13 protein-coding genes are annotated in these 12,615 nt (G+C 48.2%); 5 read left to right on the top strand and 8 right to left on the bottom strand.

What is annotated here, in order from left to right:
* Positions 1 to 2: 2 nt before the first annotated feature.
* Complete coding sequence (locus tag ACXX53_RS06095) at positions 3 to 824, bottom strand: carbon-nitrogen family hydrolase (protein ID WP_458567741.1); 822 nt, start codon at positions 822 to 824, stop codon at positions 3 to 5.
* A gap of 157 nt (positions 825 to 981) precedes the next feature.
* Here ACXX53_RS06095 and ACXX53_RS06090 point away from each other — a divergent pair, with 157 nt between their 5' ends.
* From ACXX53_RS06090 to proC, 5 genes are all read left to right on the top strand, one after another.
* The gene (locus ACXX53_RS06090; RefSeq protein WP_458567740.1) at positions 982 to 1,470 is read left to right on the top strand and encodes a type IV secretion system protein VirB6; all 489 of its coding nucleotides are present in this window, start codon (positions 982 to 984) and stop codon (positions 1,468 to 1,470) included.
* 85 nt (positions 1,471 to 1,555) lie between these two features.
* The gene (locus tag ACXX53_RS06085; protein ID WP_458567739.1) at positions 1,556 to 1,753 is read left to right on the top strand and encodes a hypothetical protein; all 198 of its coding nucleotides are present in this window, start codon (positions 1,556 to 1,558) and stop codon (positions 1,751 to 1,753) included.
* 141 nt (positions 1,754 to 1,894) lie between these two features.
* Positions 1,895 to 2,995 carry a glutamate 5-kinase gene (gene proB, locus ACXX53_RS06080; protein ID WP_458567738.1) on the top strand — a complete coding sequence of 367 codons (1,101 nt, stop codon included), beginning with the start codon at positions 1,895 to 1,897 and terminating at the stop codon, positions 2,993 to 2,995.
* Positions 2,996 to 3,076: 81 nt separating this feature from the next.
* The gene (locus ACXX53_RS06075; RefSeq protein ID WP_458567737.1) at positions 3,077 to 4,324 is read left to right on the top strand and encodes a glutamate-5-semialdehyde dehydrogenase; all 1,248 of its coding nucleotides are present in this window, start codon (positions 3,077 to 3,079) and stop codon (positions 4,322 to 4,324) included.
* A 100-nt stretch (positions 4,325 to 4,424) separates the two neighbouring features.
* Complete coding sequence (gene proC / locus ACXX53_RS06070; protein ID WP_458567736.1) at positions 4,425 to 5,300, top strand: pyrroline-5-carboxylate reductase; 876 nt, start codon at positions 4,425 to 4,427, stop codon at positions 5,298 to 5,300.
* Between the two features lie 174 nt (positions 5,301 to 5,474).
* Here the strand turns inward: proC and ACXX53_RS06065 are convergent, their stop codons facing one another.
* The 7 genes from ACXX53_RS06065 to ACXX53_RS06035 form a co-directional block, all read right to left on the bottom strand.
* Positions 5,475 to 6,032, bottom strand: a complete 558-nt coding sequence (locus ACXX53_RS06065) for a sugar O-acetyltransferase (RefSeq protein WP_458567735.1) — start codon at positions 6,030 to 6,032, stop codon at positions 5,475 to 5,477.
* Positions 6,033 to 6,077: 45 nt separating this feature from the next.
* Positions 6,078 to 6,755, bottom strand: a complete 678-nt coding sequence (locus ACXX53_RS06060; RefSeq protein WP_458567734.1) for a DnaD domain protein — start codon at positions 6,753 to 6,755, stop codon at positions 6,078 to 6,080.
* Positions 6,756 to 6,888: 133 nt separating this feature from the next.
* Positions 6,889 to 8,184: an asparagine--tRNA ligase gene (gene asnS, locus ACXX53_RS06055; protein ID WP_458567733.1), complete on the bottom strand. Its 1,296-nt coding sequence runs from the start codon at positions 8,182 to 8,184 to the stop codon at positions 6,889 to 6,891.
* 23 nt (positions 8,185 to 8,207) lie between these two features.
* Positions 8,208 to 9,413: an acetate kinase gene (locus ACXX53_RS06050; protein ID WP_458567732.1), complete on the bottom strand. Its 1,206-nt coding sequence runs from the start codon at positions 9,411 to 9,413 to the stop codon at positions 8,208 to 8,210.
* Positions 9,410 to 10,282: a 3-hydroxyacyl-CoA dehydrogenase family protein gene (locus ACXX53_RS06045; RefSeq protein WP_458567731.1), complete on the bottom strand. Its 873-nt coding sequence runs from the start codon at positions 10,280 to 10,282 to the stop codon at positions 9,410 to 9,412. Before ACXX53_RS06045 ends, ACXX53_RS06050 begins: the two co-directional genes overlap by 4 nt.
* Before the next feature lie 160 nt (positions 10,283 to 10,442).
* Positions 10,443 to 11,948, bottom strand: a complete 1,506-nt coding sequence (locus ACXX53_RS06040) for an AAA family ATPase (RefSeq protein ID WP_458567730.1) — start codon at positions 11,946 to 11,948, stop codon at positions 10,443 to 10,445.
* Complete coding sequence (locus ACXX53_RS06035; RefSeq protein ID WP_458567729.1) at positions 11,920 to 12,480, bottom strand: quinolinate synthase; 561 nt, start codon at positions 12,478 to 12,480, stop codon at positions 11,920 to 11,922. Before ACXX53_RS06035 ends, ACXX53_RS06040 begins: the two co-directional genes overlap by 29 nt.
* Positions 12,481 to 12,615: the final 135 nt, after the last annotated feature.

Here is a 12,615-nt window from a genome sequence, read left to right as displayed (position 1 = left end):
CACTACATTCGGTATACATTCACTCTGCGGTCTTGGAATATCGGAATTCTGGCTCTGACATCCGGGATAAGAGTCAGATCCAGCCTGCCGCAGATCAGCGACTCTCCTAATTCTGCTTCAGCTACAACTTCTCCCCACGGGTCAATAATCGCGGAATGACCGCAAAACGTAGTAACTGCCCCCTCAGCATCAATGCTCGTACCCATTCGATTGCAGGCGACGACAGCGATTTGATTCTCGATGGAGCGAGCTCTCAGCAAAGTCTGCCAATGTACAAGCCGCTGTATAGGCCATTGTGCAGGTACAAACAGAACTTCAACCCCTTCCAGCGCATACATCCGCACCCATTCTGGAAATCGAAGATCGTAGCAGATAATGACACCGCAGCGAACGCCGTCCAATTCAAATATTCCCGCCTCACTGCCCGCTGTCAGATGCAGATGCTCGTTCATTAACTGGAACAAATGAGCCTTCTTATACGTTAGGACAGTCTCTCCCTGATTGTTGACGACGTAACAAACGTTGTAGAGCTTGCCGTTTTCTTTAATAGCAACAGAGCCGCCGATTATATGTATATGATGCAATGCAGCCAATTCCCTCAACAGTTGCTGAGCTGTCTTTCCGTCTGGCTCTGCTAGTTCATGAATCCGATTCCACGCGTATCCTGTATTCCACATCTCCGGAAGCACGATGATATCTGGCTTTGGAACCTTCATAACTGCTTCTTCTACCCGTTGAATGACCTCTTCCCGGTTGCGTTCCGGTTCACCGATTCGCACATTCATTTGTACGACACACACATTCCAATCTGGTCGTCTATTCATCCCTTTCAACCCCTTCGACCTTCCTCGGATCATCTCCTTCATCATAACGTTTCATGGATTTCAGTCAAGGTGGGTAAAGTAAGTAAGTATTCCCGCACTCAGGAAATCTCAAGTCGTGATGCTGCATTAGGTGTTGCTATGAAAGGAGAATACTCGTATGCTGCGAAAAATGACTGTTTGGTTCGTCATCGTGATGTTGTTCAGCATGTGCGCCTTTGGGCTGCAGACGAATCAACACGCATTCGCCTTCGATAATCCAGAATCAGAAAAATTAATTATTCCTCCTGTACAGCTGTTCGATATGCAGCAGGAGCGGATCATTAAAACATTTAAGAACGATGACTTTTTTCAGAATGCTGCTAAAGAATGGCTAATGGGCGTAACGGGCATGTCGCCTCAGCTTACCATTGGAAGCAATATGGGTTATATCGTTCGTGTTCCTCTTATGGCGCCGTATACGGTCAAGCTGAACAATCATTCATTTGAGACACGTGATGTATTCTTGGTCTATGTCCCGAACAGGACCCCTCTGCTGCTCTTATTTTCAGCGGAACGAAAGACGTATCTTCTCGAGACTAAAGCAAATGTAGGACCGTTTATGCAACGGATGCTTGAACCAACTGGACCGGGTGCCAATCGTGAATAAGCAGTCAACTGCTCAGCAGATCAACCTTTACAGCGCTAGAATCACATGGTAAAATTGACGGTAACTTTTAACGTGAATGCGTGAGATGATAAAACTACATGTGATGATGGGGCCAGTACGCCACAATCATGTTGCACAGAGAGCAGATGCCATAGGCTGCAAGCATTTGCCGAACATGAAGGCAGAAACCTACCCCGGAGCATTCGTCCACCTTGATTATGAAGTGCGGCGAACGGATTGCCTCGTTATCGGCTTTAAGCAGGAACAGGAGCTGCGTCAATAAAGTCGGCTCATGTTCAATGAAGGTGGTACCGCGGGAGCTAAGACTTTCGTCCTTTATGGATGAAAGTCTTTTTTTATTTTCCGTGTTGGGCCTTACAGCTTCTCATGCAGCGCATAGTAAAATAAAGGTGATGATTGAACCATGAATGAACGTATCGTCGTCAAGATTGGCAGCAGTTCCCTAACATCGGAGCATGGCGGATTATGCAAGGAACGAATTGCATTTTATGCGGCGGAATTGCAAACTCTCTCAGCTTACGGCATGCAGATTGTACTTGTGACGTCCGGCGCGGTGGCGGCAGGATTCAGCCATATCGGCTATGAGACGCGACCTAAAATTCTACACGAGAAGCAGGCTGCGGCCGCAGTCGGTCAAGCGCTGCTGATGCAGGCGTATCAGGAACATCTTCAACCGTATGGACTCGCTGCAGCGCAAATATTGCTGACACGTCAGGACTTCGCCAATCGCAAGCGCGGGCACAATGCCCATATGACGATCGAAGAATTGCTGAAGCAAGGTGTAATTCCGATCGTAAACGAAAATGATACCGTGTCGATTGACGAGCTCAAATTCGGCGATAACGATACGCTGTCTGCCCTAGTAGCGAATCTAGTGCACGCCACGCGGCTCGTTATAATTACGGATACTGACGGACTCTACACGTCGGATCCGCGCAAGGATCCTAAGGCCACCCGCTTCGATCATATTAATCATATTACGGATGAGATCTACGCGTATGCGGGCGGAGCAGGCTCAGCTGTCGGCACAGGCGGAATGCGCTCCAAGCTCGATGCTGCGCGAATTGCCATGCGCGGCGGCGTGCGCGCCTTCGTCGGCTGTGTGAATGAGCCTGGAGATCTTCTCAACGCGGTACAGGGAGCCGGTAAAGGAACGTATTTCGATACCCAGCTTCATTCGCTTCCTGTGAAGAAGCAGTGGCTAGGCTTCCACTCCACCCCGCTCGGGTGCATCGTCGTCGACCAAGGCGCCGAGCATGCATTGCTTGTGAATGGATCCAGTTTGCTGCCAGCAGGCGTAACTAAGGTTCAAGGCCAATTTCATGCTGGTGATGTAGTTGAAGTAATCGGGCTGGACGGAAAATTAATCGGCCGCGGAATTGTTAACTACGATAATGAACAGCTGCAGTCGATCGCGGGCAGCTCGACGATGGAAGTGCTGAAGCATTTCGATGTCAGCCGAATAGAAGTTATTCATCGTGATGAGTGGGTTACGCTGCGCTAAACATGTGGTGACCCACCTTATACTTAACTATATGAATAGATCGAAATTGTAAGATGAATCGCATTAAGGAGGAATCAAATGATGAGTGAGGTACGTGAAAAAGCGCAGTTGGCGAAGAACGCTGCGATCACGATGAACCGTATGTCTACTGAGGCGAAGAATGAAGCGTTGATGATGATGGCGGACGCTCTTGAGAAGGAGGACGCTTTTATCATCGAAGCTAATCGTCAGGACATCTTGCATGGCCGCGATAATGGCACCTCTGAATCGCTGCTCGACCGCTTATTGCTGAACAGCGACCGGATCAAGGGCATAGCTGAGGGACTAAGACAGATCGTCACGCTGCCAGATCCGATTGGTGATACGCTCGCTTCCTTCGAGCGCCCTAACGGATTGCTTGTTGAACAAATACGTGTTCCGCTTGGCGTTATCGGCATGATCTACGAAGCGCGTCCTAACGTTACCGTTGATGCTGCCGGATTATGCTTGAAGACTGGCAACACCGTCGTTTTGCGAGGTGGTTCAGCTGCACTTCATACGAACAAAGCGATCGTTCAGGTGCTGCATGATGCCCTAAGCAAGTCCCAGCTTCCAACAGATGCGCTGCAGCTCGTCGAAGATCCTAGCCGCGCTTCTGTTGATGAGATGCTTAAGCTTAATGGATTGCTCGACGTTGTCATCCCGCGCGGCGGCGCGTCGCTGATTCAGAATGTCGTTCAGAATGCGACTGTGCCTGTCATTGAAACGGGCGCAGGTATATGCCACACTTTCATCGATGCTTCTGCTCGTCCGGAGATGGCTGCAGAGATCGCATGGAACGCTAAAGTACAGCGCCCTTCCGTGTGCAACGCGATGGAAACACTGCTCGTTCATGAAGCGTACCCTACAGATGAGTTCGTGAAGCTGATGGACCGTTTCCACGAGCGTCAGGTGGAACTACGCGGTTGTGAGCAGGCCGTGAAGCTCGCGCCATATATACTTCCTGCATCCGAGCACGACTATGCCACCGAGTATAATGACTATGTGCTGAATATTAAGGTCGTGGATGGTCTGGATGAGGCACTGGCTCACATCCTTCGTTACGGAACGAAGCATTCCGAATGCATCGTGACAGAAGATGAGCACAACGCAACTCAGTTCATGTGCGATGTAGATGCTGCAGCTGTTTATCATAATGCTTCTACCCGCTTCACGGATGGTTTCGAATTCGGATTTGGCGCCGAGATCGGTATTAGCACCCAGAAACTGCACGCACGCGGTCCGATGGGGCTGCCTGCTCTTACTTCGAGCAAATATCGAGTTTACGGTACAGGCCAGGTTCGCGGTTAAGTTAATTGCATGCTGCGAGAGAATGAGAAATATTAACTAGCTGACATTCAGATAAATAGACAGATGGATAGAAGAAGGACTGGATTGGGAGGAACTCATGATGAAATCTGCTGTTGACCAGAACCAACTGAACGACATAACAAGCTTGAACTACTGCTTTTACGGAGCAGGCTCATTAGCAGAAGCATTCGTCAGAGGTATGCTTGCAAATGAAGTAACGATTCCGGATTGCATTCACATGCTTAATCGAAGCAATAAAGAGCGCCTCGTTTATTTGAATGGACAATATGGCGTAAAGACGAGTAATGATGATGAGACGAAGGCTAGATGGCTGCACGAAGCGGATGTAATCGTGCTTCTGATGAAGCCTAAGGATGCCTTCGCAGCCCTCAAAGAGCTGCGTCCGCTGCTTCGACCTGAGACGTTGATTGTCTCAGCTGTCGCTGGACTGTCGATTGCAGCTATACAGCGCATACTAGGTCATGTTTCTGTCGTTCGCACGATGCCAAACACATCATGCACGATCGGTCTTGGCGCTACTGGGATCTGCTTCTCAAGTGAAGTTACCGAGCAGCAGCACTATACCGCGCGCCAGATGCTTACCGCAACTGGAATAGTCGCTGAAGTTGAAGAACAGCTGATGGACACGATTACAGGAGTGTCCGGCAGCGGTCCCGCATACATTTATTATTTCATGGAAGCGATGATTGATGCAGGTGTCGCGCAAGGTCTTGAGCCCGAACAGGCGCATGCGCTTGTCGTGCAGACTGTGCTTGGCGCAGCCGAGATGGTTCGTCGTACCGGTGAAGCGCCGTCCGAGCTCAGACGTAAGGTAACTTCTCCAGGTGGTACGACTCAAGCTGCGCTTGAAGTGCTGAATCAGAATCAGCTCCGCGAGACGATTCGCACGGCTATTGCAAGCGCGACGGATCGTGCGACGGAGATGGGCGCTGAGATTGTGAAGCAGATGTCTTGACGCGGTGGGGCTGAGACGTTATTTTTCTGCATCTCAGCTCTCGAATGAGGCAAATTTGACCCTGAGATGCAGTTTTTCGACGTCTCAGACACCTTCACACACTGTAAATACAAAAAACGCCCCTCTCGCCAGATTAGGAAGGGAGCTTCCATTACAAGCCAGAGGGGCGTTCCATTATTCTATTGCCTTTATAACACGGCATGGGTTGCCTGCAGCAAATACTCGCGGCGGGATGTCCTTTGTGACGACACTGCCAGCGCCGATCGTCGTGCCCTCACCAATCGTTACTCCCGGGTTCACGATGACGCCACCGCCGAGCCAGACATTATCGCCGATCGTAATAGGCTTGGACTGTTCTAATCCCGTGTTGCGCTTCTCCGGAATGATGGGATGTGTTGCCGTAAAGAGCTGGACATTAGGACCAAAGAACACATGGTTACCGATCTTAACCGAGCAACCGTCGAGAATGACGCAATTGAAGTTAGCGTAAAAATGATCCCCTACTTCAATGTTATAGCCATAATCGCATCGGAACGGCGGCTCAATCTCAATATGCGGTCCACAAGCGCCTAAGAGTCTCTTTAATATAGCTAACCGCCCTGCTGTATCCTCAGGATCAGAATTATTATACTCGAGTTGCAGCTTACGGGCATTGCGTCGATCTTGAAGAAGTTCCGCAGTATACCCGTCATACAGCTCCCCGGCGATCATTTTCTCCTTCTCCGTCTTCATAGTTATCGAAGCTCCCTCCGTATCTAAGTTGTCAGCACCTCGCGATTATTTGCCCCCTCGGAATTTCTGGCTATATACGCGCGCTTCCTCCACCGTCTTGATGTTGCTCCGGTTCCACTCTAGAAGGATACGATCGATGTATTTAAAATGAATCTTGCCAGCAAACACAGCTTCCTTGAGTGCCAGCAAAATAAGCTCATGTGGATATCGGTCCTCATCAATCCAGCTCGCTATCGTTTCATACTCAAATGGAGATAGCGGCCGTCCAAATTCCTTCTCGAATATTTCAAACAGACTCATCTCAGTCTGATCGGAAGAAGGAGCTTTTGCGCGTTTCCGCTTTCGTTCTTCCCTCATATCTTCCATCAACAGCTTGCCTAGCTTATCCCACAGACCGTTCCAATTATAATGTTCATAATGTACATTTGTCGCGGGGTCAACATCCTCATCAATCGTTAAGAAGCCTTCCTTCATCAGTCGCTGCAGCGACTCAACGACGGCTGATCCACCTGCACTCATCCGCTGAGCCATCTCATCAATTGTAGGAAAGTCATTCATTTCATTCTGTCTAAAGCCCGTCATATGGATTATAAGCATCGCTTCCGTATCCGATAGATTTAAACGTTTGTAATGCTGCAACAACAAGTAAGGAAGCGATACTTGACCCGACTGTAACGTATGCGCAATTCCAATTGCATAAGCTCGATATGCTTCACCGCTCATGTTTCGCTTGCCTCCTCCAACTTAACAATAAATCTGTGCTATCTTGAATCAGTCCATATCCTCATACATGTCTATGTATAAACAACATCCCGCACCACTGCATCGTGATACGGGATGTGAATGTATAAATTAATTATGGATACAGACGGTACAACATACGCGGGAACGGAATCGTTTCGCGCACATGATCGATACCGCAGATCCAAGCAACTGTACGTTCTAGGCCAAGACCGAAGCCGGAATGCGGCACGGTGCCGTATTTGCGCAGATCGAGGTACCATTGATACGCTTCAGCCGCTAAGTTATGCTCTTGGAAACGCTTCTCCATCAGCTCTGGATCATCGATACGCTGTGAGCCGCCAATAATTTCGCCGTAGCCTTCAGGCGCAATCATATCAGCACAGAGCACTACATCTGGGTTCGAAGGATCTGGCTTCATATAGAAAGCCTTGATGTTCGTCGGCCAGTGTGTGATGAATACCGGCTTATCGTAACGCTCAGCAATCGCTGTTTCGTGCGGCGCTCCGAAGTCTTCACCCCATGGAATGTCGAAGCCTTGCTCTTGCAGGAACTTAATCGCATCATTATACGTAATCCGCGGGAACTCACCCACTACCTTCTCAAGCTTGGAAGTGTCGCGTTCCAATGTTTCAAGCTCAAGACGGCAATTCGTCAGTACCGATTGTACGATATAAGATACAAATTGCTCTTGCACACGCAGATTCTCTTCGTGATCAACGAACGCCATCTCCGGCTCGATCATCCAGAACTCGATCAAGTGACGACGAGTCTTGGATTTCTCAGCACGGAAAGTTGGTCCGAAGGAGTACACTTTACCAAGCGCCATTGCTGCCGCTTCCATGTACAATTGACCGCTCTGCGTCAAGAATGCATCTTCTTCAAAGTACTTAGTATGGAACAATTCTGTCGTTCCTTCACAGGAGGAAGGCGTCAGAATTGGCGGATCCATCAACGTAAAGCCGCGATCATTAAAGAACTGCTGCACCGCGCGAATAACTTCGCCGCGGATCGCCATAATCGCTCGCTGCTTAGGGGCGCGCAGCCAAAGATGACGGTTATCCATCAAGAAGTCTACGCCGTGTTCTTTAGGTGTGATCGGGTAATCCTGCGTGATCTGAATAACTTCTACGTTCGTAACCGTCAATTCATATCCAGACTTGGAACGCGGCTCTTCACGAACAACACCAGTAACATATAGGGAGCTTTCTTGTGTAAGGCTCTTCGTTGCTTCCCACGCTTCTTCAGATAGATCTGTACGAACAGCTACACCCTGAATGAACCCTGTTCCGTCGCGCAGTTGCAAGAATTGAATCTTACCACTCTTACGTTTATTGTGAAGCCAGCAACCGATGCGGACTTCTTCGCCCACATGACGGTTTACTTCGCGAATGACACAAGTTGTCGCCATCGTTTCGCTCTCTCCCTTAACAATTATTTAGCTTCTGTTACGAGGCGATACGTGTCGCGCGCAATCATCAGCTCTTCATTAGTCGGCACTACCAGCACTTCCACCTTCGAATTAGGAGTGGAGATGCGGCGCGGCTGCTTCGAGCGGATCTTGTTCAGTTCCGGATCAATCTCTACACCCAAGAATTTCAGTTTCTCGCATGTATGCTGACGGATAACTACAGAGTTCTCACCAACACCTGCAGTGAACACGATAACGTCGACGCCATCCATAGCCGCAACGTACGATCCGATGTATTTGCGAAGACGATACACGTACATTTCGAATGCCAATGTTGCATTCGGCTCGCCTTCCGCCATACCATCTGTAATTTCGCGCATATCGCTAGATGAGCCCGAAATTGCCAACAAGCCGCTGTGCTTGTTCAGCATGGAGTTCACTTCATTGACCGTCAGGTCTTCCTTCATCATGACAAATGGCACGACAGCCGGATCCAAGTCACCGCTGCGTGTACCCATCATAAGTCCTTCAAGCGGAGTCATCCCCATCGAAGTATCGATCGACTTGCCGCCTTCAACAGCTGTCAAGCTTGCGCCGTTGCCGATATGGCAAGTGATGATCTTAAGCTCCTCAACTGGGCGTCCGATCGTTTCTGCTGCCATCTTGCTGACATAATCATGCGACGTACCGTGGAAGCCATAGCGGCGAACCTTATGCTTCTTATACAGCACCTTAGGAATAGCATACATAAACGCTTTCTCTGGCATCGTTTGATGGAATGCAGTATCGAATACGACAACCTGTGGAACATTCGGCATATTAGACTCAACTGCACGAATACCCATCATATGCGCAGGATTGTGAAGCGGAGCCAAGTCGAATAGCTCAGTAATTCCAGCCTTAACTTTAGCATCGACGATAACCGATTGTTTAAACAAATCGCCGCCTTGCACAATTCGATGTCCGACCGCATCAATCTCAGAGATGGACTTGATTACACCGACATTAGCGTCAATGAGCTTGTCCAGCACTTTACGAACAGCAGTCGTATGTTCGAGAATTTCACTTACTTCTGTTACTTCTTCTGTATGGTGCGGCTCGTGAACGAGAATCGAAGAGTCCATGCCGATACGTTCTACACGACCTGCTGCCAATACACTTTCATCCGTCATATCATACAATTGGTATTTCAGCGAGGAGCTGCCTGCGTTAATTACGAGAACTTTCATATTCTATCCCCATCCTTGTCATACTTGAAAAATCCGTCGCCTGTTTTCACGCCAAGGTGACCTGCGCGCACCATCTTTTTCAATAACACAGACGGACGATATTTCAAATCTCCAAATTCACGGAACATACGCTCCATCGCTGCCATAACGGAATCCAGACCAAAACGGTCCGCCATTTCTAAAGGACCATACTGGAAATTATATCCGATCTTCATCGCGTTGTCGATGTCTTCTGCTGATGCCACACCTTCTTGAAGCACGTGCAAAGCTTCATTGATGAGAATGCAGATAATACGAGTTGTCACGAAGCCTGGCGATTCATAAACCATAACGCCCTTCTTCTCAACAACCTCTTCGACAAAGCGTTTCGTTTCAAGGAAAGTCTCTTCCGACGTTTTCAACCCGCGGATAATTTCAACAAGATTAATATTAGCTACAGGATAAATAAAGTGCATGCCAATAACTCGGCTAGGATATTTAGTGGAACTTGCAAGTTCAGTTAAAGATAATGTTGAAGTATTGCTCGCTAGAATGATGTTACTTGGACAAACACGATCTAGTTCAGCAAATACTTCTTTTTTAGCTTCCAAATCTTCGGATATTGTTTCCACAACCATATCGCAAGCGCTTAATTCAGCAAAGTGCGACACTTTGTGAATACGAGATAAGATGAGCTTCTTTTCAGCTTGTGTAATTGCCCATTTTTCCAGCTGCTTGTCAAGGCTGAGTTCGATCATTGCATAAGCATGATCCAATTTCTCCGGATTTTGTTCCACCAGCAGCACGTCCAGGCCTTTCACAGCAAGCATTTCTGCTATACCTTGGCCCATTGTACCGCCGCCGATGACGCCGATCTTTTTGAAAAACATGATTCCTTCCACCTTTCATGTGACTATGCTCTTCTGTTAGTGTGCCCGATAATCGTGCATGGTTAACAAAAAAGATTTTTACGCATAGGATCCTTAATTTATCTTAACATGATTTATGGAAATGAAAAGAAAAACCAGCGCTATTTCACGCTGGTAAATATTACTGTTCACGTAATAGACATCTAAACAAATCGCCGGTCAATTCTTCTTCCGAAATAAGGGTTTCAAGCGCTGTCTCAAAGGTATGTCTATACCCTTCAAGCAGCTCACGAGTTCGAATATTCAGCTGTTCCAGTATGTTATTCATCTCTGCGGATAACGTCTCTCCAGGAAGCTGAGATGATTTCACAATTCCAAGCTTTGTTAAACCTGCATTGACCATGGTCTCAGCAATATTCAACGCTTGATCAAAGTCACCCTGGGACCCTGTACTGCGATGTCCATAGAACATCTCTTCCGCAGCCGCGCCGCCAAGAGAAATCATAATCTGCTCTTCAAGAAACGGCAGCGTATATAGATAGCGCTCCTGCTGCGGCTGATGACGAACATATCCAAGCGCTTGTCCGCGAGGACATAGCGAGACGTGCGACACACTGCCCGGACGTACCACCTCCGCTACGATCGCATGTCCAAGCTCATGAAGGGCAACGCGGCGGCGTTCTTCTTCATTTGTTTCTCGATCAAGCTTCTCGCCCATCATTACCTTATCGATTGCCATTGCGAGATGATGCGCAGTAATCTCATGTTCTTCCTCACGCATTGCATAGATCGCGCCCTCATTCAAGACACTTTCCAGCTGTGCACCCGAGAAACCAAAGGTCTCATCGGCAACCTTGGATAATTGAACATCTTCCGCCAATGGTTTATTTTTAGCGTGAATGCTCAATATATGTTCGCGACCTTTCTTATCAGGCAGATCAACCTGCACGTGTCGGTCGAACCGTCCTGGACGCAGCAGCGCCCCGTCCAGCATTTCCTTACGGTTCGTCGCGGCCATGACGAGAATTCGCGGCTGTTCATTCGCATACAGACCATCCATTTCAGTCAAAAGCTGATTGAGCGTCTGATCGTATTCCTTCTGTTGTCCGCCCTGCCTTTTTCCACCGATGACGTCAATTTCATCTATGAAGATAACCGCATTCGCCTTCTTCTCTTTGCGTGCCAGTTGACGAGCTTCCTTAAACAGATTGCGCATTCTTCCTGCTCCGACACCGACATACATTTCCACGAACTCACTGCCTGTAACGCCTATAAACACTGCATCGGCATAATGAGCGGATGCCTTAGCCATCAGTGTCTTACCTGTTCCAGGAGGACCTGTTAACAGCACGCCTTTCAATGGTCGAATACCAAATTTCTTGATCTCATCCGGCTTAATAAGAAAATCGAGCGCTTCAATCAGCTCGTTCTTAGCTTTATCTTGTCCACCTATATCTGAAAAGCTCAATTTGGGAACTCTCGTTAACCCATTCTCGCTGCTGGATTGCATCTCTTTGCTTAACCCGCCGGGATTGCCGCGCACCTTAGCTGCATATGCCAATATACCAAGCGCCGCTCCCGCAAAGAGAACTGGTCCTACGTTTACACCGATGTAAGCAAGGAACAGGATAACTGCTGCACCTGCTCCGATACTAATCTCAGGCCACAATTTTTTGTTCTTCTGCATTCGGCCACACCCCCATACGTTCGCCCTGCAACGGCAGAACGATCATCTTGGTGCCTTGTTCTTCTTTGAGTGTGATATATACAAAATGTTCATCCATCTCTGTCTTCACAGACAAGCCTGGAACGGTCTTCGCTAATTGATCCAGCTCATTAGGAATATTACTGAATTCCTGATGAGCCATTGCCTCCGCTACAGGGAACAACGCTCTTGACCACCAATCTTCCAATTTGTCAGTCGTATGGTCATCCTTTATGACGATGCTTATATTACGTTCCTCCGCTTGCTTCAAAGCTTCAGTATAAGCTTTCTGTACAACATCGCGCAGGTCTGCGTCCGGTTCCAAGTCCAATGTAATAACTAATTGCTTGGGCTGCCACTGTACATCAGAAGCCGCCACCTGCGGTAAGGAAGCGAGCGTTGATTGAAGCGGCGCTTCCTTAACCTGATCGCGGAACAGAAACCACCCGCCAAACAGCAAGGCTACCGAGACGGCCGTTGCCGTAAGCATAGGGATCCATCGCAGTTTTTTCACTCTACAACACTCCTTCTTTTCTAATTCTAATCTATATTAGATCAGTAATATTGTTGATATATACTATGAATACATCAACGAGTATATCACAATATGATGGATTATCTGTAATGTAATGAGTGGAAGAGTTGTTGC

The sequence above is a fragment of the Paenibacillus marinisediminis genome (genome assembly GCF_054343325.1).
Note: the sequence above shows the minus strand (reverse complement) of the source record. Positions and strands in the feature narration are given on the sequence as shown.

Bases quoted from the DNA above. Each gene is read 5' to 3' on its own strand.
- ACXX53_RS06095 (WP_458567741.1), bottom strand. From the start codon at position 824: ATGAATAGACGACCAGATTGGAATGTGTGTGTCGTACAAATGAATGTG.
- ACXX53_RS06090 (WP_458567740.1), top strand. From the start codon at position 982: ATGCTGCGAAAAATGACTGTTTGGTTCGTCATCGTGATGTTGTTCAGC.
- ACXX53_RS06085 (WP_458567739.1), top strand. From the start codon at position 1,556: ATGATAAAACTACATGTGATGATGGGGCCAGTACGCCACAATCATGTT.
- proB (WP_458567738.1), top strand. From the start codon at position 1,895: ATGAATGAACGTATCGTCGTCAAGATTGGCAGCAGTTCCCTAACATCG.
- ACXX53_RS06075 (WP_458567737.1), top strand. From the start codon at position 3,077: ATGAGTGAGGTACGTGAAAAAGCGCAGTTGGCGAAGAACGCTGCGATC.
- proC (WP_458567736.1), top strand. From the start codon at position 4,425: ATGAAATCTGCTGTTGACCAGAACCAACTGAACGACATAACAAGCTTG.
- ACXX53_RS06065 (WP_458567735.1), bottom strand. From the start codon at position 6,032: ATGAAGACGGAGAAGGAGAAAATGATCGCCGGGGAGCTGTATGACGGG.
- ACXX53_RS06060 (WP_458567734.1), bottom strand. From the start codon at position 6,755: ATGAGCGGTGAAGCATATCGAGCTTATGCAATTGGAATTGCGCATACG.
- asnS (WP_458567733.1), bottom strand. From the start codon at position 8,184: ATGGCGACAACTTGTGTCATTCGCGAAGTAAACCGTCATGTGGGCGAA.
- ACXX53_RS06050 (WP_458567732.1), bottom strand. From the start codon at position 9,413: ATGAAAGTTCTCGTAATTAACGCAGGCAGCTCCTCGCTGAAATACCAA.
- ACXX53_RS06045 (WP_458567731.1), bottom strand. From the start codon at position 10,282: ATGTTTTTCAAAAAGATCGGCGTCATCGGCGGCGGTACAATGGGCCAA.
- ACXX53_RS06040 (WP_458567730.1), bottom strand. From the start codon at position 11,948: ATGCAGAAGAACAAAAAATTGTGGCCTGAGATTAGTATCGGAGCAGGT.